This is a genomic window from Emticicia sp. TH156 (genome assembly GCF_002855535.1).
Classification (GTDB): domain Bacteria; phylum Bacteroidota; class Bacteroidia; order Cytophagales; family Spirosomataceae; genus Emticicia; species Emticicia fluvialis.
The window spans coordinates 21,768-42,437 of the sequence record NZ_PKRS01000015.1; the positions used below are offsets into that span (position 1 = coordinate 21,768).

Consider the following 20,670-nt stretch of genomic DNA (forward strand, 5'->3'; position numbering starts at 1 on the left):
GTCGTTAGAATAAAATTTCTGTACTACCTTTGTTCTTCGATTAACGAATCGAAACCCCTTCACAAAAAAAAATGCCAAAAAATCCCAATCTTAAGTCAGTTCTTATCATAGGCTCTGGGCCAATTATCATAGGTCAGGCGTGCGAATTCGATTACTCAGGTTCACAAGCAGCGAGGTCATTAAAGGAAGAAGGTATTGAGGTAAGTTTGATAAATTCAAACCCGGCTACTATCATGACCGACCCCATTAACGCCGACCATGTTTATTTAAAACCACTCGAGAAAAAATCAATTATTGAAATTCTGGAAAAACACAAGGCAATGGGTAAGCCCATTGACGCGGTTCTACCAACAATGGGTGGTCAGACAGCCCTTAACCTGGCTATTGATTGCGACAAAGGTGGTGTCTGGAAAAAATACAATGTGCAGATAATTGGTGTAGATATCAAAGCCATTGAAACTACCGAAGACCGTGAGAAGTTCCGCCTGAAAATGTTGGAATTAGGCGTAGGTGTATGTAAGGGCCGCACTGCACGTTCTTTTCTGGAAGGAAAAGAAATTGCCCAGGAAATCGGCTTTCCGCTGGTTATACGCCCTTCATTTACGCTTGGTGGTACAGGTGGCGGGTTTGTACATAATCCTGAAGATTTCGACAAGGCGCTTAACCACGGGCTACACGCCTCGCCGGTGCATGAGGTATTGGTTGAACAATCAATTCTTGGCTGGAAAGAATATGAGTTGGAGCTTTTGAGAGACAACATAGGCAATATTGTAATTATTTGTACCATCGAAAACTTTGACCCGATGGGTATTCATACCGGTGACTCCATAACAGTGGCGCCAGCCATGACACTTCCTGATACGATTTATCAGCGTATGCGTGACATGGCCATTAAGATGATGAACGGTATTGGTCAGTTTGCAGGGGGATGTAATGTGCAGTTCTCGCTTAATCCTGATACCGACGAAATCATCGCCATTGAAATAAACCCTCGTGTAAGCCGTTCATCTGCACTTGCTTCTAAAGCAACGGGCTACCCGATTGCAAAAATTGCAGCCAAAATGGCTATCGGGTACAATCTGGACGAACTGATTAACCCAATAACCGGCAGTACATCTGCTTTCTTTGAGCCGGCCATTGACTACGTAATTGTAAAAGTGCCAAGATGGAATTTTGATAAATTCCCGGGTTCAGACCGCTCGTTGGGCTTGCAAATGAAATCGGTTGGTGAAACCATGGGTATAGGGCGCAACTTTCAGGAAGCGCTTCAGAAGGCCTGCCAGTCGCTTGAAATCCGCAGAAATGGTCTGGGTGCTGACGGTAAAGAGTTAAGAGATCAGGAAGCGTTGAAAAAATCGCTGGCCAATCCATCATGGAACCGTCTTTTCCATATTTATGATGCGTTCAAGGCGGGTCTATCGTTCAAAACCATTCAGAATCTTACCAAAATTGATAAATGGTTCTTACGTCAGATTGAAGAATTAATTCTTCTTGAAAAAGAAATTGAGAAATTTACCGTTGACGAGATACCAAGAGAATTATTGCTGACAGCCAAGCAAAAAGGTTATGTTGACCGCCAGATTGCTCACCTTTTGAATTGCAAAGAAAGTCAGGTTTTCAATAAGAGAAATGAAATGGGTATCAAGCGTGTTTATAAATGCGTTGACACCTGTTCGGCTGAATTTGAGGCCAAAACACCTTACTATTACTCAACATTCAATGCCAATCAGGAAAATCCTGAAAATGAGTCTGTTAGTTCAGACAGAAAGAAAATTCTTGTTTTGGGCTCAGGGCCAAACCGCATAGGTCAGGGTATTGAGTTTGACTACTCTTGTGTGCATGGCGTATTGGCTGCCAAAGAATGCGGTTATGAAACCATTATGCTTAACTGTAATCCTGAAACGGTATCTACTGACCCTGATATATCGGATAAGCTATATTTTGAGCCTGTTTTCTGGGAACACGTATATGACCTGATTCTGCATGAGAAACCAGAAGGAGTAATTGTACAGCTTGGTGGCCAAACAGCCCTTAAAATGGCAGAGAAACTAACCAAATACGGCATAAAAATAATAGGTACATCTTATGATGCCCTTGACCTGGCTGAAGACAGAGGAAGATTCTCTGAGCGTTTGAGAGAATTGAACGTTCCTTATCCGTTGTTTGATACTGTTCGGTCTGCCGACAGAGCAGTTGAAGTATCGCGTGAATTAGGCTTTCCTTTGCTGGTTCGTCCGAGTTATGTATTGGGTGGGCAAAGCATGAAAATTGTAATTAACGAGCAGGAACTGGAACAACACGTGGTGAAAATCCTGAACGATATTCCGGATAACAATATTCTGATTGACCATTTTCTTGAAAATGCCATAGAAGCAGAAGCTGACGCCATTTGCGATGGTAAAGATGTGTACATTATTGGTATTATGGAGCACATAGAGCCTGCGGGTATACACTCAGGTGATTCTTACGCTTTATTACCACCTTTCGACCTAAGTGAAGGCGTAATTGCACAAATTGAAGAATACACCAAAAAAATTGCGGTAGGACTCAATACAGTAGGTTTAATTAATATTCAGTTTGCTATTAAAGATGAGAAGGTGTACGTAATAGAGGCCAATCCGCGTGCCAGCCGTACTGTGCCGTTCATCTGTAAGGCATACCGTGAACCTTACGTAAACTATGCCACCAAGGTAATGTTGGGTGCCAAGAAAGTGAAAGACTTTAAATTTAAGCCTTATAAAAAAGGGTACGCAATCAAGATACCTGTGTTCTCGTTCAATAAATTCCCGAATGTGAACAAAGAGCTTGGACCTGAAATGAAATCAACCGGAGAAGGAATTTATTTCATTAAGGATTTAACAGATGATTTCTTCCTGAAAGTTTATGCAGAAAGAAACCTGTACCTAAGCAGATAATATTTAATAATTGTTAATGATAAAGCCATTCTGAACAGAGTGGCTTTTATTTTTGTTACAAAACAAATAAAAGGTGATATTTTGAGGGAGTTTTGCTGAACAGACCTAAATATATGTGGTTGAAAATCAAAAGGTTGTTAAAATACTTTTTTCTTGTGGTTGCCATTCTGGTTGCAGCATTCATTATGCTTAACTTTGATGCAGCTTTGTATGGTTTCAGGCAGGCCAAAGGTCAGATGAAAGTTATTTTCAATACCAGGCCTGTTGCTGAAGTAATGGCTGACAGAAGTTTTCCTGATTCACTCAAAAAACGAATCGAATTAATTCAGGAAATTAAGCAATTTGCAATTGACTCTTTGGGCTTAAATCAGTCTAAGAATTATACCACTTTTTATAACCAGCATGGTAAACCTATTTTATGGGTAATAACAGCCAGCGAACCTTTTGCACTGAAAGCAAAAAAATGGCATTTCCCGATTGTAGGCACATTTAGTTATAAAGGATATTTTGAAAAACAGCTGGCTGATACCGAGATTACTGAACTAAAAAAAGAAGGTTTTGATACGCAATTGAATGAGGTATCGGCATGGAGCACACTCGGGTATCTGAAAGACCCCATATTAAGTTCAATGCTTTATTATTCTGATGGCCGGCTTGCGGCTTTGATTATTCATGAGCTGACGCATGGAACACTTTTTGTTAAGGATAATCTGGAGTTTAACGAAAACCTGGCCGATTTTATAGGTGATTACGGAGCAATACGGTTTTTGACTTACAAGTATGGTAAAGACGCTCAGGAGTTAAAGGATTATGAGTTTTCAAAGAAATATAATGATGCCTACAGCAGGCATCTTCTTAATGGCGCAAAAAAATTAGACAGTTTGTATAACGGTTTTAGTAAAAACCTTTCTAAAGAACAAAAAACAAGTCTTAAGTCGGGTTTAATACAAAGAATAATTTCATCAGCCGATACCTTAATGCACGGCACTTTGAAACCATTAAGAAGGAAAGCAAAGCCCAATGCCCAAATCAATAATGCCTATTTTGTGGGTTTTATGACATACCAGAGTAAACAAAACCAGTTTGAAGAAGAGTTCAGAGTCAAGTACAACAAAAACTTTAAATTGTATTTGAAATATCTGAAAGAGAAATATTCCGGAAGCCTGGTTTTTTAAAAGCCGGCACGATTTTTTTTGCTTAAAGAATTATGATGAAAAACCTTTTTAAAATACTAACTGCCGGTTTTGTGGTGTTAGGGTCATCTTTCATTGTGGGCGACTCCTATCGGTTTGTGCCGAACTCAAGCTTTAAAGCCGGTGAGTACTTTGAGTATAAAGTAAAATTCGGCATTCTGCCGGTTGGCGAAGCAACTGTTGAAGTAAGCCCCCAGATATACTCAGTGAATAGCCGTGCCTGTTACAGGGTTAATGTTTTTGGGCGTACCACCGGCATTACTGATATTTTTCATGTCAGAAATACCTACCGAAGTTATTTAGATACAGCGGCAATGCTTCCTCAGAAATTTTTGATGAGTTTGCAGGAAAATAGTTATAAAAAAGACCAGGTAATTTTATTTGATCATTCCGGCAACTCGGCTCTTCGCGAGCAAAACAACGATAAAAAATCTTTTAACCTGCCCAATAATATTCAGGATGTGGTGTCGGGATATTATTTTTTGCGTACACTTGACTTCTCAAAAATGAAGGTAGGCGATGTGGTGGAAGCGCCGATGTTTTTTGATGACGAAATTTATAAAATGAAGGTTAAATATACAGGCAGGGGCGTAGTAAAAACAAGATTCGGGAAGATTGACGTTATCAAGCTGAATCCTGTTCTACCTCAAAATGATATGTTTAAAGGAGAAGAAGGAATAAGAATCTGGGTGTCGGATGATAAAAACCATGTGCCTATCAGAATAGAAATTGAGTTTGCAATTGGTAGTGCAAGCATGGAAATTAAAGACTACAAGAATATCAGACATACTTTTGAGTGGCGTTAAAATAATTGTTCCGGCAATTATTTAATAAAATATCTTATTAATATTGTCTAAAAAAAGACAGTCATGAATTTACCTTTGTGGACTCCACCAGCCAGCTATATTGAGCAATCTAACCTGAAAAAATATGAGTCGTGGCTCTTAAATAGAGAGAATCTGACTTTTAAGGATTATGAAGCCCTGTGGAAATGGTCGGTTTCTGATATTGAGAAGTTCTGGGAAACGTTATTTCATTTTTTCGATATAAAATCGCACACAGAATACCAGTCTGTGCTACGCTGGCCCAATAAAGAAATGATTGGAACCCGCTGGTTTGAAGGGGCAACTTTAAACTATGCGGAGCATATCTTCAGGCACAAAACCTATGCCAGACCAGCCATTGTTTTTCAATCTGAGACCTGTAAATTAACCGAAATAACCTGGCAAGAGCTTGAAATCAAAGTTGCAGCGATACAGAAATACCTGCAAAAAAGCGGAATTGGAAAAGGCGACAGGGTTGTGGGGTACCTGCCTAATACCCCCGATACCATTGCTATTTTTCTGGCAGTAAATGCATTAGGCGCGGTGTGGGCTTGCTGCTCGCCGGATTTCGGTCTTGAAAGCCTCGTAGACAGATTTCAGCAGATTGAACCCAAGGCCTTGTTTGCATGCAACGGTTACCATTATGGCGGAAAATATTTCGACAAGTCTGATATTACCTTGGCGTTGTCAGAACAACTAAGTTCTCTTAAAACCACCATTGTGGTAGATAGTACCCAGTGGCTTAATATTGTTAACAGTACAACTGAAAACACCATCTTTTTTACACCAGTTGAGTTTAATGACCCTATCTGGATACTGTATTCGTCTGGCACCACCGGAAAACCCAAAGCCATAACGCATAGCACGGGTGGAAACCTGATTGAACACCTGAAAGCATTGGCGCTACATCAGGACGTACAGCCGGGTGAACGGTATTTCTGGTATTCCACAACTGGATGGATGATGTGGAATTTTGCACTCTCTTCTTTGGCATGTGGTGCTACGCTTTGCCTCTACGATGGCTCGCCTGCCTACCCGGATGCCCATGTATTATGGCAATTTGCACATGATGCAAAGGTTGACCACTTTGGTGGCGGAGCTGCGTTTTATATTAATTATATGAAGCAGGGTGCCAACTTTCTGGCCGAAAATCCTGTAAAAATCAAAACTTTAGGTTCTACTGGCTCTCCATTGCCTCCGCAGGCTTTCGAATGGATATATGAACATGTTTCTAAAACCGTACAACTGATTTCGTTGAGTGGTGGCACCGATGTTTGCAGCGCGTTTATGGGTGGCTGCCCGTATCTTCCGGTTTATTCAGGAGAGATACAATGCCGCATGCTGGGTGCTGCCATAGAGGCCTGGAACGATGAAGGTATGCCTGTGTTTAATGAAGTAGGGGAACTGGTAATTCAACAACCTATGCCTTCTATGCCCTTGTATTTCTGGAACGATATAAATAATGAAAAATACAGAAGTAGTTATTTCGAAAAATATCAGGGTATTTGGTGCCATGGAGATTGGATAAAGATTACTGAAAATGATGGAATTATAATTTATGGCAGGTCTGATGCTACTTTGAACCGGGATGGCGTAAGAATTGGTACAGCAGAAGTTTACAATGCAGTAGAGGCCTTATCTGAAATAAAAGACAGCCTGATTATTTGTGTTGAAAAGGCAGACGGTAGCTTTTTTATGCCGCTTTTTGTGGTTTTGAATGAAGGGCAGGTATTGGATGATACCCTGAAAAATAAAGTTAAAGCGCAAATACGTAAACAGTACAGCCCAAGGCATGTGCCTGATACTATCTTTCATGTGCCGGAGATACCCTACACCATCAGTGGAAAAAAAATGGAAATGCCCATCAAGAAAATCCTGATGGGTACTCCTGTGGAAAAAGCGGTTTCGTTGGACGCAATGAGAAACCCACAGTCTATTGCATGGTTTAAGAATCTGGCAGTTGATTAACGATGGCCCCGATGGTGGCCATTGCCCCGGTAATGTTTATAATGATGGTGTCTGTGCTTCTCATATCTTGGCAGTACCACAACCCTTGGCTGTACCCTCACATAATGCCTGTGTGCGTATGGTGGTCTGTCATAATAACGAACCGGACGACCAGTGTAAACGCAACTTGAAAGTATCGTTGTTAATAATACAAAAACGCCCAGGAGGGTTAATGTGCGAATTTTCGAGTGTTTTTTCATAAGTTTATGTGATTTTTGCTCTTTGATACTTAAAACGAAAAATAGTTTAAACCAATTGCTCTTATGACAACCGAAACGGAGTTTTCCCCTATCGGCTTAATTGTCAGCTGAACAATTTACCAGGGTTTAGTAATTAAGATAGAAATGGCCCGCACAGAATCAAATATGCTTCCGCTAGGAACAAAAGCGCCTGAATTTATTTTGCCTGATACTGTTTCAGGCGCAAATCTGTCTTTGAGAAATTTGCCGTCTGCCAAGGCTACCGTTATTATGTTTATATGTAATCATTGCCCTTATGTGTTGTATGTAAAAGAAGAGCTTGTCAGATTGGCTAAAGATTACCAACCACAAGGAGTAGCATTTGTTGCAATCAGTTCTAATGACGTGGCCAGTTATCCGCAGGACGGTCCGGATAGAATGAGGGTCTTTGCAGAAGAAAACGGCTTTACCTTCCCTTATTTGTTTGATGAAACACAAGAGGTAGCCAAAGCTTATGATGCCGCCTGCACACCTGATTTTTATGTATTTGATAACGATTTGCTTTTAAGATACAGAGGTAGACTGGACGAATCTCGCCCGCGAGAAGAAAACCCAAAGCCGGTTACTGGTAGAGATTTAAGGAATGCATTAGATGCTATTCTTGCAAACCAGCCGGTATCAGAAGTACAATATCCGAGCATGGGTTGCAATATCAAATGGAAATGATATATGAGCAATAAAAAAATGGGAGAGGTAAGCATCAGCCAGCCTCTCCCATTTTTTATTTAATAACTAAACGCGGGTTGGGTCAGGGTGTTTCCAGGGTTGGCGATATTGACGCGCCAGAAGTGCAGTGGCTTCGCGGTCGCCAACAACTTCACGTTTTACAGGGTCATATTTTACGGGTCTGCCTACTTTCATTGATATATTGGCCAATATGCAGCTGGCTGTTGAAATGTGGCCTTCCTGAATATCTGCCACAGGTCTGCTTTTATTTTCAATAGCCGACAGGAAGTCGAGCATGTGCAGGCGCGTTGCAGGGGCTGCGTTCAGTTCTATTCGTTCTTCTTTTAAATCTTCAGGGTATTTCTCTTTTTCAAAAACCACATCTTTGTGTATTTTTTCGCCCTTACCCTGCGGAATAAAGTCATAAGACATAGTGCTTGCCCAGAGTGTGCCCTTTTCTCCATACAGTGTAAAAGACCAGGGGTAGTCAGGGTTATTGGGCGTTCCCCAGCTTCGGTGCTGCCATACACAATTCAGCTCATCATATTCAAAAATCGCCGATTGGGTATCCGGAATGTTAGATTTGCCATCTTTTTGTACATAAATACCACCGGTAGAAGATATTTTGTTGGGCCAGCCCAGTTTCAGCATCCAGCGTACAGTGTCAAACATATGTATGCACATATCACCCATAATGCCGTTGCCATATTCTTCAAACGTACGCCACCATCTGATATGCGGCAGGCCATCATAAGGCCTCATTGGGGCAGGGCCAGTCCACATTTCATAATCAAAATACTCTGGCACTGCCTGTATCGGAGGGTTACCATTATTACGCATGTGGTAATAGCAGCACATTTCAACGTGCGATATCTTACCGAGTAATCCGGCATCAACAATATTCTTCTTGGCGTCTATCAGGTGCGGGGTGCTTTTGCGTTGCGTACCTACCTGCACCACTTTGTTATATTTACGGGCAGCAGCCACCATGGCCTCTCCTTCAATAACATCTACACTAATGGGTTTCTGTACATAAACGTTGGCCCCTGCTTTTACTGCATCTATCATTTGCAGCGTATGCCAGTGATCGGGTGTTCCAACCAGTACAATATCCAGCTGGTTATCGGCCAGTAATTTGCGGTAATCAGTATATAATTTGGGTACTTTGCCAGACTTCTGCCTTTGGCTAACCAGTTTTCCGGCTTCATTAAGCATATTTTTGTCAACGTCGCATAGCGCTACTACTTCTAAGGGCGCTACCTGAATCAGGCGGAACAAGTCGCTTTTACCGTACCAGCCGGTACCAATTAAAGCTACTTTATATGCACTTGGCGGATTGATGATGTCCATGCCTCTTGCGCCGAATGTAGACAATGCAAGCGTGGCTGACGCTCCGGTAATAAATTGGCGTCTGTTAATGTTAAAGTTATTCATTAGTAATTGTCGGGGTTGGTTCTGATGGGTTTAAATTCTACCAAGTTTAAGAAAATTTCTAAATATATTGATAGATTTCAGTAGATACTTACAAAACAAGTAGTCAAATATAAACAGTACCCGGGGGTATTCAAGGTCTTAAAGGGCAATGAATGACAGAATGTAGACTTACACAAACTATTGCTAGACCAAACCAAGATAATTACTGATAAAGGGTATAAAAAGAAAAAGGCCACAGATGCCCGTGACCTTTTTCTGAACCAATTCTAACTCAGTACTTATTTTTTCTTCACCAGCTTGTACTCAATTACAGGTTTGCCCCGCTCACCGCCATCAGCTCCAAGGCCCATGCTTACAAACTTTAGTTTATATACATTGCCCAGCGGGTCTTTTATCACATAAAAACGGTCGCGTTTTATACCTACAGTGCCAGTGGTAGCACGCCATTTGCTACCTATGGCATCTCTGGTTTTAACAAATGTTGTGGTAGCAATATTTGCTTCGGCGTATGCATCATAGCTTACAGCGCTGGTAAGAACTTCGGCGGCCTCGGCTCCGGCTGCATAGTTCAGCATAATGAAATCCTGAAACCAATAGGGCGTAGGTGGTACCGTTCCGGCATTTGAAGTGCTGTATCCCCAGGCAATGTCCCAGTTAATTTTGCGAGGCTCTACTGACACCAGATTTCCGCTTTCTAATGAAAGGAAGCTGAAATTTACATCAGCATTTTTAGGAACATCAATTGTTTTGATACTTGTTTCACCAATTCTGGCATATTGAACTTTGTATCCTTCGCCATTGCGGTTTACTTTTACTTTATACCATTGCTCTTTGCTTTTGTTTCCTTCAAAGCTAACCAGATATACTTTATTGTTGGTTTCAGTAGCCGATACTTCCGCAAATACAGTTTTGGTAAGGTCTCCATCCCATGAATCGGCCAATGCAGCAGAACCCTCGGCGCCGGCAGTGAAGTTGAGGTCTGGCACTAAATCGGCATCTGCCAGCGTTACGGCTGTAATGTCGGTTTTAGCCGTTGCAGTTGCTGAAGATTGATACCCCGGATTAAGAATTACACGGTATTGCCCACCCTGATAGAAGCCCAGATTCCAGCTCTTACGATTCACCGCAGTAGTGGCATTAGCGCTTAAATCGGCATAAACCGTGTTGGTATAGTTGGATTCAGACGTTTTGCCTTCCAGCGTTAATGTGCTTCCGGCAGACGTAATAGCCGCAAAGCTCAATTTCATTTCGGTGTTTTGGTTAGTTAAAACCGGGCTGCCAATAGCTGTTATTTTTAGTGCAAGAGTTTCATCGCCGTTCAGGAAAACGTTTGACTTTTTCTTAACCTTAAACGATACGCCAGACTGCCCGCTTGGCACTGTTAAAGTAAGCACATTGTTTACGGCGGCAGGTTCGGTAACAAATTCTTTATCGTATGTAACCAGTGCTGGTGTAAGCTGAATGGTTATAGGTACTGATACATCTGTGGCACGGCTTAAAGCTATCTGAACGGTGGTTTCGTCACCTTCAATTCCTTGTTGTGTAGTTGTAAAGCCGGCCAGGTTATCTGGTAATTCTACTTTTTCTTCACATGCGCTTATCACTACAATACTGCATGCAATCAGAAATTTGTTAAAAATTCGATTCATTTTTATTTTGGTTAAACTGTTGTATGTATAAAAAACTATTAGTGCTGAGTAAGTTGTGCTGTTAAGCCCACAAAATAAGAACGCCCGTAAGACATAGGCACTGCGCCACCGCCTGCGCTATGTGCACCGCCGGTTTCAACGGCAGAGTTATTAATCCGGGTAACGTTGAATAGGTTTTTAGCTCCGGCCAGTAACGAGAAATTCTTAAACACAATTTTATTAAACGTCAGGTCAGAGGTATGAAAACCAGAAGTTTCTGCCAACCGGGCCTGCGGGCCGTTTTCGGTATTTACAGTCTGATAAGCCGGCTGCTTACCCGTAAACTTGTAGAACAGGCTCACACTGGCATTGATTTTCGGGAATGTGTACCTGAGGTTTGAATTTACTTCACTTGACCACACAAACGCTGGCAGGTTTTCGGAGGTGGAGAAGCGGTTAAAACGCCCGATGTATGAATATCCCAAGGTAGCCTGGAAATTCTCCCAGTAGAAGGTGTTGTTCCAGGTGGTTCCTGTGGTTTTATACTTGTCTACATTTATATAAGTAGATACCTGCGGGTCATTCGGGTCAATTCCAATCGAAATAAGGTTATTAAATACATTGTAGAAACCACCGATTGTTGAGTTTAACCTGAGTTTTGGTTTTTCAATGGCCTGATAAGACAAAAAAGCATTGAAACTATTGCTGTATTCGGCTTTCAGATTCGTATTCCCTTTGATAGAGTGGTTACTGTCAAAAAAAGTAAAGTATAATTCGCGCAGGGCGGGCGAGCGAAATCCCCTGGCATAGGCCATACGTAGGTCAAGGCCTTTGGCCAGTGTAAATTTGGTGTTAACCGAGGGTATAAGCGGAGGCGCATCATAAACCGAATTTTTAATGAAGCGTAGCCCCGGGCGTATGTTTATGTGCGGATTTAGTTTTAATTCAGCCGAAGCAAAATAAGCATACTCGCTAATGGCGGGTGTACCCTGAATGCGCGCGCCTGAACTTGAGTTTAGGTTGATTTCAAGCCCATGCTGTAACGAAACCGTTGGTAACAACTTGTGCTGGCCTGTTAGCCTCGCAAAAGCGGTCTGGAAAACAGCTTTATCCTGTCCGCCTTGTGTTAATGACAACGTGCGGCGGTTGCGTATCAGGTCAATATCGGTAGTTTCGGTTTTACGGCTGTAATCAGTGTAAGATAAGGCAGCCGTGAAGCTGTTTTTTTCGTTTACCTGATACTCACCCTGCGCCTGATGAAACCAGCGATTGGTGATATAATACTGGTCGGTGGCTGAAAGGTTACCTGTCTGATTGTTTGTGTAGGTATTACCCAAACTTTTTAGGGTTTCGTTAGTACCGTTGAAACGATACCAGCCATTAAACTTTTGTGTGCGGTAGGCAATGCCGGCAGTAGTAAGATACTGTTCTTTGGGCATCCATTCTTTGCTGCGTGTAGTAGATAAACCCTGCCAGCCTCCAAAAAAGTTGCGGGTAAAATTGCCGTTTATTTGCAGGCCTTTTCTCTGCCAGGCCACACCCAGAAACTCATTATGCGTACCTTTACCCTGAAAAGCCTCATACTCTTTGCCGGCTGATTCTTCCTGTACACGAGCCGATAGTGTCCAGGTAGCATCTGTTTCTGCTTTTTTGGTAATAATATTTATTACACCCGCCAGTGCATCGGTGCCGTAACTGACAGACATGGGTCCTTCTACTATTTCTATGCGGTCAATAGTGTTAATATCTATTTGCCCGATGCTTTCGCGGGTAGAGCCTCTGTCAACTAACGGAACGCCATCCAACAATACTTTTACATTCTGGCCCGACATCCCCATCAGCTGTACATCTGTTGTACCCAGGGTTAGGTCGTTTGAAAAACGCATTCCCAGTTCTGTATTTAAAACGGTCTGTATATTGGTTGCTCCTCTTAATCTTATTTGTTCATTAGTAATTGTTCTGACCTGATAAACAGAATTTCTTACGGATTGCGGCCCGAATTGACCCGTAATAACCACATCCTGAAGTATGTTGGTTTTTTCAACCAGATGAAGGTCTCCGGTATTTAATGTGGCTTTGGGCTGTACCTTCACCCGCTGCTCGGCAGTTTCATAGCCAATAAACTGTATCAGTAAAACCTGATTACCCTCCGGAGCTATTATGCTGAAACTTCCGTCGGCTTGTGTTAGTGTGCCAATGCCCATGTTTTTTATTAGCACTGACGCCCCTGCCAGCGCCGCACCATTACCGGTAACCCGGCCAGTAATTTTTCCGTTGGTTTGTTGCGCAAGTGTTTTATTAAGAATTAGTATCAGAAACAGTGTTAGGTAACAATATCGCATTTTAATTTTTATTTAGACTGAATAAAAATAATGCACAAAGTTAAATCTTTATTTAGACTAATTCCAAATAAATAATTATATTTCTTAATCTTTTAAATGTAAAAGGGGGTACTTACAGCCGGCAGGAGAGCTATTATTGGTAGTGTTTCAGGTGGAAAACCTTATGAAAGAAGCAAAAAAAACAGCATCATCTCAATTTTGAAATGACGCTGCTTATGACAAAGGTTTTTGTGGGGACTGCTAGTTTCTGTGTATTAGACAGCATTTCACAGAGATTAACGATTACTTGCTAAAATTGCGCCACGATTAATTTCTGTGCGGATTACAAAATTCTTCGAAACTTTCTCAGTTGGAGTTTCAACGATAAAAGTATATTCTCCGTCTACCAGGTTATTAAGGTTAAATGCTTTTGAATATTGTGCATCACCTGAGGCGTATTCATTGAAATATACTGTACGGTTGTTGTCTACTAAAATTATCTGCGCTTTTTGTTTAGTCGGATTCTCGAATGACAATTTGAAACGCAGACCACCCAGGTTTTGAACGCTAAGGTTTGCTACTTTCTCTGTTGCACTTACTTTACCATTTGAAGTGCTTTGTGCTAAGCTGATGCTTGCTGATGACGCGATGATTGCGATTGCTACAACTAGTGCTTTCATAATTTTCTTTGTTTTTGTTTTCTGTTGGAGTAATTAATTAAAAGAATAAACTCAAAAAAGTTATACCTGTTATTGTCTCCGTGGAAAACCTTTGTTGATGCAAATTTACGTAACTTATTGAATACAAGTCAATTAGTAATTTAAAAAATTTTAAAAATTGTTTTAATAATATATCCCAATATTTGAATAGTACAACGAATTGAGGAAAATTGCAAGAGAAAGTTTAAAAAATCCTACAAAAAAAGTAGACTAATTTTTGCCCCGAATTTTATAGATGTTGAAATGATGAAAACGTAGCTAAGAATAATACAAGAGGGCAATTCAGCCAAAAAAAAGATGGTTTGTAGTGCCTCTCAGTAAATAAATATTTAATCAGGAATAATTCATAAAAATTTATTTCTTTCGTGTAAAAATTGAGTAATAGAAAATCATGCTAACAATCAGAAATTTCCTAAAAAGCTATAACAATCATAAAATTTTAGAAATACAGCATCTGGATATCCCGGAGGGTGTACATTGGGTAAAGGGTATTAATGGTTCGGGCAAGTCAACACTGTTCAGATCAATTGCAGGTATGGTGCCTTTTGACGGGGAAATCAGCTTCAGGAATTTAAGTTGCAAAAGGGATACGGTTGCCTACCGGATGATTGTAAATCTTAGTGAAGCCGAGCCCATGTACCCCGATTATCTGTCAGGACATGACCTCCTGCAATTTATGGCCGACGCCAAGCAAGATAAACCGGGGAATCTGAACACACTGGCTGAGAGCCTGGGTGTAAACCAGTATTGGAAAACCCCCGTTAGCACCTATTCAAGTGGTATGCTAAAGAAAATTTCATTGGTATCGGCCTTTCTCGGTAGTCCCCGGTTAATTATGCTTGACGAACCCCTCATTACCATAGACGACAGAAGCGTTGAAATTATATATGAGCTGGTGAAAGACACTTATGAAAACAAAGGAGTTAGTTTTTTATTGTCCTCTCATCAGGACTTTCGTTTCGAGAAACTTCCTATTAAAAATGTTTACCTGGTACAAAACCAGGCTGTTAGCCTGTTATGAAAAGCCTTTTCAGAATTTTTAACCAGACCATCGTAAAGGAGTATTACAGGCAAAATGCAGTTTTTGTATTTGCAGTGCTTATGTTTGCTTTTGGTTTTTTAAGAGCCACAGAACATATCACGATTATAAAAAATACCCTCCGACACCCATCTTTACTGGCATTGGCATTTGCCGTTTGGGCTTTGCATGCCCTGAAAGTAACATTATTTACACTCAGGTTGCTTGAGTCTCGCCAAAACGAATTTCTATACCATGCCCGCTTATACCCGGCCATTCAAAGATTTGTTGCATTTTGTGGTTTGCAGTTAAGCCTTATTCAGTTAACATTTTTGTATGCACTGGCTATGCTAAAATTCGGAATAGAAGAACAAAACTGGCAGGCAGTAGTTTATATTATACTTTTTAATGTTTTTTTGGTGGTTGCAGGGGCAGTTATCTATGAGTATCGCATACAAAGGCCCAATGCCGCACAAGTACGGAATAGGGCAGTCTGGAGTTTTTTTGCCGGCTACACAACCCCGCCATATCTGTTTTTTATCAGATATCTTTTTGCAAAACAGCCGGTATTATTACTACTTACCAAGCTATTTGCTTGTCTGGTTCTGATGGGTGTCTGTAATTTGTATCCGACAGATGATTATGACGAGCGATTGCTGGCTTTGGGAGGCCTTTTTGCGGCCGCCGGGCATACAGTTATTTGCCAGCAATATCTTGAATTTGAAAACAGATTTATGAATATAACCAGAAACCTGCCCTTAAGCAACTGGCAACGGTTGTTTCAGTTCGGCCTCTCCTATTTTATTTTGTTAATCCCTGAGTTTGTGGTAGTGTTGCGTAATCTACCCAATGAGGTGAATTATGGGTTTTCTTTGATTCTCATTATTTTTTTATGGTCTATCGTTTGCCTCAATCATCATGTGCAATACATAAACGGAATCAGCTATGATGCCTTCATGCAACGCGTATTTTTTGCAGGCGTTCTATATTTAGTGTTGATTATGTTCAGGGTTCCGCTATTTTTAATGGCTTTAGTAAATACCACTACCGCCGTTTTAGTTTTCCGGAAACACTACTTCAGGTCAGAATTTAATCCTTAATACCAATGATACGGATTCTATGCTTTTTACTTCTTGTCTCACCGTGGGCCTGGGCTCAGGCAAATTTCAGATTAACTGCTGAAGTTCAAAATCCTGTTGAGCGTAAAGCCACGCTTGTTTTGTATCGCGATTGGGTAAGCGACGAAGAAGAATATGACCTGGTTTTAAACGACAACAACCAATTTAGTTTTACCACTGCTTTAAAAGACATTGCTTATATAGATTTCTTTTATGGTAACCAGAGCTTTCATTTCTGGATTGCAGAACTTGACGACAACATAAAACTAAACTTTGATGCCGCAGATTTCTGGCAAACCTTGCAGGTTTCAGGCAACGGGGCTGAAAAATTTCAATATTATGTAGATTTCAGGAAGAAATTTGAGGAAACACGCGATTGGCAGCAACAAGCTGAAAAATGGAAAAAACAACCCGCCGGTGTTTATTTTAAAAAACTACAGCAAGAGCAGGAAATTCAACTGGGGTTTCTGAGCAAATATGGCAATGTTTCAGCGGCATTTCGTGATACCCGTAAAGCAGATATTATCGGGGCAATTCAGAACTATAAAATTGAGGCATTGTCTGAATTAAAAATGCCTCTTTGGACCAGTGAAAACATTCGGAAAAATATGCAGACCGATGTTATTCCGCCAATGGCACAGGCTGCATCGCTTGAATACGGTAATGCATTTTTAAATCTTGCTGATTTGTTTATTGCCAGAGAAGGACAAAGAAGAAAGAAAATGCTTTCAGAAAATCAGGAATACCAGTACATTAAAACGATGCGGGTTAATAAACTTATTTCAAAGGAAATGGCTGAGCGTCTTCTGGGGTCGAAACTAAAAAATAGTATCAATGCCAATGGTCTTACTGCACAAATAAAACAAAACGCTATTGAATATTTGAAGTTTACCAACCACACCGGATTCAAAAATACCATTAATCAATTGGTTTTTTTGCAACAAACGCTTGTAAAGGGGGCACCTGCCAAACTTTTTTCGCTGGCTGATAGTTCTGGTAAAGTCATTAATCTGCAAGACTTTAAAGGTAAAGTGGTATTGCTTGATTTCTGGACAAGCTGGTGTGGGCCTTGTGTGCGTGATATGCAGTTTTCCAGCAGAATAAGAACCCATTTTGAAAACAAAGATGTTGTTTTTATCCAGATTTCGCTGGATGGGGAATATGCCTGGAAAGAAGCGCTTACTATGTATAAAATAGGTGGAATAAATGTGAGAACAGCCGAAAACAATTCTATCTTAAAGGATTATGGCATTTCTGGCGTTCCTGCTTATTTTCTGATAGACAAAAAAGGTAACTTTGCATTCACTAAAGTGGCGTATCCGAGCGATAATAACGGAAAAACACTTACAGACCAAATTGAAGAAGCACTGGCAGAGTCACCCTAGTATTATCCGGTGCCTATTTGTTTTATAAAGTCTTTATAATAGCTTTCTCCGATTGGTATAGTGGCGCGGCCGACAAAAATTCGTTGCCGTTCTATAGAGCTGATTTTTTCCAGCGATACAATGTACGATTTATGTACTCTCGCAAACCTGCCAGACGGCAACAGTTCTTCCATTTTTTTCATGGTTTGAAGTGTCAGAATCCTTTCTTCGCCGGTGTAAATGGAAACATAGTCTTTTAAACCCTCTATGTATAGGATATCGGCCAAATCGAGCTTGATTATTTTGTATTCTGTTTTTACAAAAAGAAAATTGGGTTGAGGCTCATGTTGTAACAATTGTACCTCAGACACACTATTAACTTCAGTATTTGCACCAGCAGAAGTGCCATTTACCTGTAACCTGTTCACTGCTTTCTGAACTGCTTTCAGAAATCTTTCGAACGATATTGGTTTTAATAAATAATCTATCACATCCAGTTCATAACCTTCCATAGCGTATTCTGAATAAGCAGTGGTAAGAATAGCCTTGCATTTGCCATTTACTACCCGTAAAAATTGTAAGCCGGTGAGTGCCGGCATCTGAATATCCAGAAAAACCAAATCAATTTTTCCCTGCTGTATAAGGCTTAGTGCCTCCAGCGCATCGGTAGAGGTGCCCACCAGAGTAAGCGAAGGCGTCTGGTTAATGTAATTGGCTAGAATATCTAACGCCAGAGGCTCGTCATCAACCACCAGGCAGCGAATCTTTTCCATGTTAAAGTATCAGATTTAGTTCAGATAAATAGCTATTTGAATTGATTTGTATATCAAGATTATGATTACCGGGGTAAATCAGCATCAGTCTTTTTTTGATGTTCTCTAATCCAACACCGCCGTACGGGTCTTTATTCTGATTGGCTTGCTGGTTTTGCACTGTAAAGCTCAGTTGATTCTGATTGACCGATAAATGAATCAGCAACGGGTGTGCGGGGTCTTGCACATTACCGTGCTTAAAGGCGTTTTCAACAAACGGAATCAGCATAAGCGGAGCAATCAATTGTGTTTGTACATTGCCGCTAACCCTGAAATCAACAAAAGTTTGGCCAGAATATCTGAGTTTTTGCAATTCAATAAAATTTTTCAGGTATGCCAGTTCGGTTTCAAGGCTCACTTTATTCTGATTAGACTCATATAGCATATAACGCATCAGCTCAGATAATTTCATAACCGCCTCCGGAGCCTTTGGAGACTGGTTGAGCGTGAGGGAGTAAATATTATTGAGCGTATTGAACAAAAAGTGCGGGTTTAGCTGATTCTTCAGGAAAGCGTTTTCAGCATTTAGTTTTTCGCCAAGAAGTGTGTTTTTCTCTTTTTCATTTACAAAAAAATCTTCAATCATTTTTAGAAAAACAGCATTGAACAGATACCCGATTACATTATACATATTATCAGTAATATAAAAAAGCAAACGCCTTGACTCCTCAGAATAATTATGTGTCCCCAGCCAATGCCAGATTAATACCTCTTCAACCATGTAGCGTGTAAAAATGTATGCAGCGCTGACTGCCACCAGACCAATGCTCAGCTTCAGGTATTGCTTGGTAGAAAAATACCTGTTCAGCACATAAAGTAACAGATAAGTAAACAGAATGGTAAAAATAATCGAGGTCCAGACAAATAAGTTCTGGAATCGCTCCCAGGCAAACTGGTAGTTTTTTTTACCAATCAGGCTTAGAATATCTCCATTAAAATAGAAAAAAAGCCAGAAAAGTACATGAAATATTATCCGCTGACGTCTGCTCATGTTTTGCTCATTAAAATTTGGCTTGAAGGTAGCGGGTAAGTTTAATATCTCAAACATTTACCGACAAACGCTCTTAAAACACCGTCGAACAGGATTATTGATTGAAAGTGGTCTTGTCGGGCTGGGAGCGTGTTGGACGGTGAAAAAACCGTTGAAGACGATTATAGGCGGTTAGTCTGTAATGCTCTCTCTACTTTTGAATCATAATCAAAACCGAAAATAATTTATGAAAAAGCTATTTGTTATTTTTATCCTTTCTTTTTTACAAACAGTTGTATTTGCCCAGACACCGACACAGAATCTGGAGGTATTAATGATTGGGGCTTCTCATCAATATAACCCACAGCCAAAACAAAATCTGACAGGTATCCATACAAAAATCAGGGTATTTAAGCCCGACGCAGTGTTTGGAGAATGGCTGTCGCCCGAAGATGAAAAAGCTATTAAAGATTACTGGAACAAGAAAAATGTGCTGAGCAGAATTGACAGGCTAAAACAAAAGAATAATATTGACGATAAGGATTTAACCGGCTTGTTAATAAAGTATGAAAATGTGTTAGAGAAAAACCCTGATAACATGAAAAACCGTATTGATCTGGCAGTGGCTTACTATTTAAACCATGATGCCGGTAACGGATATTTTCAGATGTGGAATGTGGCAAAGCATTTGCAGAAAAACCCCAAAGATACCGCTGTGTTTAATTATGCCCGTCTGAAGTACTTTAGTGCAGCGGTTGATTCTCTGCATGAAGCCATCAACCCCTATATTGATGATGAGTATGATTACGTGGCGCATCCGATGATGGTAGAGTTTGGCCTGAAAAAGATTTATCCGATGGACTCGCAACGTTGGGATAATGAGTGGAGCGAAGCCTGGGGCAAAGCAGATTCGGTTTTTTATGCACGTTTAAAGCTATTGAAAAAAGATTCTTTGTCTAACGAAGGAAAAAAAGCCATAGAGATTGATAAATACATAAGAAACAGAATGGATTATCTTAGAAATGATGCTATTAAGACATTTAGTATGAACCATATAACGGAAGGATTAAACGGTCCGCAAATGACAGAATGGCTTTTCAGGATAAATCTGTATTCAGATGAATACCGCCAATTGTCTATTTTTCCTGCAGACTTATATGCCTGGAAATTCCACTGGTGGTGGCATAGAAACAACGATATGTGCAACAACACCATTGAACGAGCCAAAGTAAATGGTTTCAAAAAGGTAATGATTGTGGTTGGTGCCAACCACGCAGCCATTATGACAAAGATATTCCGCGAGAAAGGTGTGAAAGTAACCAATATAATAGATGCTCCTCTTAAATAACTGAAAACAATAAGGCTAGACTCTTAATATTAGCTTAATGGGCTTTTAAGAGTTTAGCCTTTAAATATAGTTGCAAACCCAGTTCATCATCTTG

The 20,670-nt window shown here is 40.5% G+C and carries 16 protein-coding genes; 9 read left to right on the forward strand and 7 right to left on the reverse strand.

Going from position 1 to position 20,670, the window contains the following annotated elements; genetic code table 11:
- Window positions 1-71: 71 nt before the first annotated feature.
- From carB to C0V77_RS21555, 4 genes are all read left to right on the forward strand, one after another.
- Entirely contained in the window at window positions 72-2,915 is a 2,844-nt protein-coding gene (carB, locus tag C0V77_RS21540; protein ID WP_101728464.1) for a carbamoyl-phosphate synthase large subunit, read from the forward strand.
- A 113-nt stretch (window positions 2,916-3,028) separates the two neighbouring features.
- Window positions 3,029-4,090 (forward strand): aminopeptidase, encoded by a 1,062-nt coding sequence (locus tag C0V77_RS21545; RefSeq protein ID WP_101728465.1) that lies wholly within the window; start codon window positions 3,029-3,031, stop codon window positions 4,088-4,090.
- 32 nt (window positions 4,091-4,122) lie between these two features.
- Entirely contained in the window at window positions 4,123-4,914 is a 792-nt protein-coding gene (locus C0V77_RS21550) for a DUF3108 domain-containing protein (protein WP_101728466.1), read from the forward strand.
- Between the two features lie 63 nt (window positions 4,915-4,977).
- Window positions 4,978-6,900, forward strand: coding sequence for an acetoacetate--CoA ligase (locus tag C0V77_RS21555; RefSeq protein ID WP_101728467.1), 1,923 nt, complete (start codon window positions 4,978-4,980; stop codon window positions 6,898-6,900).
- Here C0V77_RS21555 and C0V77_RS22980 read toward each other — a convergent pair.
- Window positions 6,897-7,139 (reverse strand): hypothetical protein, encoded by a 243-nt coding sequence (locus tag C0V77_RS22980; RefSeq protein WP_143706155.1) that lies wholly within the window; start codon window positions 7,137-7,139, stop codon window positions 6,897-6,899. The two genes, C0V77_RS21555 and C0V77_RS22980, sit on opposite strands and share 4 nt — an antisense overlap.
- A gap of 165 nt (window positions 7,140-7,304) precedes the next feature.
- On the opposite strand from C0V77_RS22980, the gene C0V77_RS21560 reads away from it, so the two are divergent.
- Window positions 7,305-7,844 (forward strand): thioredoxin family protein, encoded by a 540-nt coding sequence (locus tag C0V77_RS21560; RefSeq protein WP_229236347.1) that lies wholly within the window; start codon window positions 7,305-7,307, stop codon window positions 7,842-7,844.
- 66 nt (window positions 7,845-7,910) lie between these two features.
- Here the strand turns inward: C0V77_RS21560 and C0V77_RS21565 are convergent, their stop codons facing one another.
- The 4 genes from C0V77_RS21565 to C0V77_RS21580 all read right to left on the reverse strand — a co-directional run bounded on the left by C0V77_RS21565 (window position 7,911) and on the right by C0V77_RS21580 (window position 13,907).
- On the reverse strand, window positions 7,911-9,278 hold the full coding sequence (locus tag C0V77_RS21565; RefSeq protein ID WP_101728469.1) for a Gfo/Idh/MocA family protein: 1,368 nt from the start codon (window positions 9,276-9,278) through the stop codon (window positions 7,911-7,913).
- Window positions 9,279-9,556: 278 nt separating this feature from the next.
- Window positions 9,557-10,927 carry an HmuY family protein gene (locus C0V77_RS21570; protein ID WP_101728470.1) on the reverse strand — a complete coding sequence of 457 codons (1,371 nt, stop codon included), beginning with the start codon at window positions 10,925-10,927 and terminating at the stop codon, window positions 9,557-9,559.
- 38 nt (window positions 10,928-10,965) lie between these two features.
- Window positions 10,966-13,248, reverse strand: coding sequence for a TonB-dependent receptor (locus tag C0V77_RS21575; protein ID WP_101728471.1), 2,283 nt, complete (start codon window positions 13,246-13,248; stop codon window positions 10,966-10,968).
- 275 nt (window positions 13,249-13,523) lie between these two features.
- Complete coding sequence (locus C0V77_RS21580; protein WP_101728472.1) at window positions 13,524-13,907, reverse strand: hypothetical protein; 384 nt, start codon at window positions 13,905-13,907, stop codon at window positions 13,524-13,526.
- A gap of 430 nt (window positions 13,908-14,337) precedes the next feature.
- On the opposite strand from C0V77_RS21580, the gene C0V77_RS21585 reads away from it, so the two are divergent.
- Genes C0V77_RS21585 through C0V77_RS21595 form a run of 3 tightly spaced genes read left to right on the forward strand, consistent with a single transcriptional unit; the run spans window position 14,338 to window position 17,467 of the window.
- Window positions 14,338-14,967 (forward strand): ATP-binding cassette domain-containing protein, encoded by a 630-nt coding sequence (locus C0V77_RS21585; protein ID WP_101728473.1) that lies wholly within the window; start codon window positions 14,338-14,340, stop codon window positions 14,965-14,967.
- Window positions 14,964-16,064 (forward strand): hypothetical protein, encoded by a 1,101-nt coding sequence (locus C0V77_RS21590; RefSeq protein ID WP_101728474.1) that lies wholly within the window; start codon window positions 14,964-14,966, stop codon window positions 16,062-16,064. The genes C0V77_RS21585 and C0V77_RS21590 overlap by 4 nt, the downstream gene beginning before the upstream one ends.
- A 5-nt stretch (window positions 16,065-16,069) precedes the next feature.
- Window positions 16,070-17,467, forward strand: a complete 1,398-nt coding sequence (locus C0V77_RS21595; protein WP_101728475.1) for a TlpA disulfide reductase family protein — start codon at window positions 16,070-16,072, stop codon at window positions 17,465-17,467.
- A gap of 2 nt (window positions 17,468-17,469) precedes the next feature.
- Here the strand turns inward: C0V77_RS21595 and C0V77_RS21600 are convergent, their stop codons facing one another.
- Window positions 17,470-18,219, reverse strand: a complete 750-nt coding sequence (locus tag C0V77_RS21600) for a LytTR family DNA-binding domain-containing protein (protein WP_101728476.1) — start codon at window positions 18,217-18,219, stop codon at window positions 17,470-17,472.
- 1 nt (window position 18,220) lies between these two features.
- Window positions 18,221-19,249 carry a sensor histidine kinase gene (locus tag C0V77_RS21605; RefSeq protein ID WP_158237986.1) on the reverse strand — a complete coding sequence of 343 codons (1,029 nt, stop codon included), beginning with the start codon at window positions 19,247-19,249 and terminating at the stop codon, window positions 18,221-18,223.
- Window positions 19,250-19,475: 226 nt separating this feature from the next.
- Between C0V77_RS21605 and C0V77_RS21610 the strand changes: the two genes are divergently transcribed.
- Window positions 19,476-20,576, forward strand: coding sequence for a DUF5694 domain-containing protein (locus C0V77_RS21610; protein WP_101728478.1), 1,101 nt, complete (start codon window positions 19,476-19,478; stop codon window positions 20,574-20,576).
- Window positions 20,577-20,670: the final 94 nt, after the last annotated feature.

What these genes read in the sequence shown, in the direction of transcription:
- carB (WP_101728464.1), top strand. Translation starts at nt 72, where the DNA reads ATGCCAAAAAATCCCAATCTTAAGTCAGTTCTTATCATAGGCTCTGGG.
- C0V77_RS21545 (WP_101728465.1), top strand. Translation starts at nt 3,029, where the DNA reads ATGTGGTTGAAAATCAAAAGGTTGTTAAAATACTTTTTTCTTGTGGTT.
- C0V77_RS21550 (WP_101728466.1), top strand. Translation starts at nt 4,123, where the DNA reads ATGATGAAAAACCTTTTTAAAATACTAACTGCCGGTTTTGTGGTGTTA.
- C0V77_RS21555 (WP_101728467.1), top strand. Translation starts at nt 4,978, where the DNA reads ATGAATTTACCTTTGTGGACTCCACCAGCCAGCTATATTGAGCAATCT.
- C0V77_RS22980 (WP_143706155.1), bottom strand. Translation starts at nt 7,139, where the DNA reads ATGAAAAAACACTCGAAAATTCGCACATTAACCCTCCTGGGCGTTTTT.
- C0V77_RS21560 (WP_229236347.1), top strand. Translation starts at nt 7,305, where the DNA reads ATGCTTCCGCTAGGAACAAAAGCGCCTGAATTTATTTTGCCTGATACT.
- C0V77_RS21565 (WP_101728469.1), bottom strand. Translation starts at nt 9,278, where the DNA reads ATGAATAACTTTAACATTAACAGACGCCAATTTATTACCGGAGCGTCA.
- C0V77_RS21570 (WP_101728470.1), bottom strand. Translation starts at nt 10,927, where the DNA reads ATGAATCGAATTTTTAACAAATTTCTGATTGCATGCAGTATTGTAGTG.
- C0V77_RS21575 (WP_101728471.1), bottom strand. Translation starts at nt 13,248, where the DNA reads ATGCGATATTGTTACCTAACACTGTTTCTGATACTAATTCTTAATAAA.
- C0V77_RS21580 (WP_101728472.1), bottom strand. Translation starts at nt 13,907, where the DNA reads ATGAAAGCACTAGTTGTAGCAATCGCAATCATCGCGTCATCAGCAAGC.
- C0V77_RS21585 (WP_101728473.1), top strand. Translation starts at nt 14,338, where the DNA reads ATGCTAACAATCAGAAATTTCCTAAAAAGCTATAACAATCATAAAATT.
- C0V77_RS21590 (WP_101728474.1), top strand. Translation starts at nt 14,964, where the DNA reads ATGAAAAGCCTTTTCAGAATTTTTAACCAGACCATCGTAAAGGAGTAT.
- C0V77_RS21595 (WP_101728475.1), top strand. Translation starts at nt 16,070, where the DNA reads ATGATACGGATTCTATGCTTTTTACTTCTTGTCTCACCGTGGGCCTGG.
- C0V77_RS21600 (WP_101728476.1), bottom strand. Translation starts at nt 18,219, where the DNA reads ATGGAAAAGATTCGCTGCCTGGTGGTTGATGACGAGCCTCTGGCGTTA.
- C0V77_RS21605 (WP_158237986.1), bottom strand. Translation starts at nt 19,249, where the DNA reads ATGAGCAGACGTCAGCGGATAATATTTCATGTACTTTTCTGGCTTTTT.
- C0V77_RS21610 (WP_101728478.1), top strand. Translation starts at nt 19,476, where the DNA reads ATGAAAAAGCTATTTGTTATTTTTATCCTTTCTTTTTTACAAACAGTT.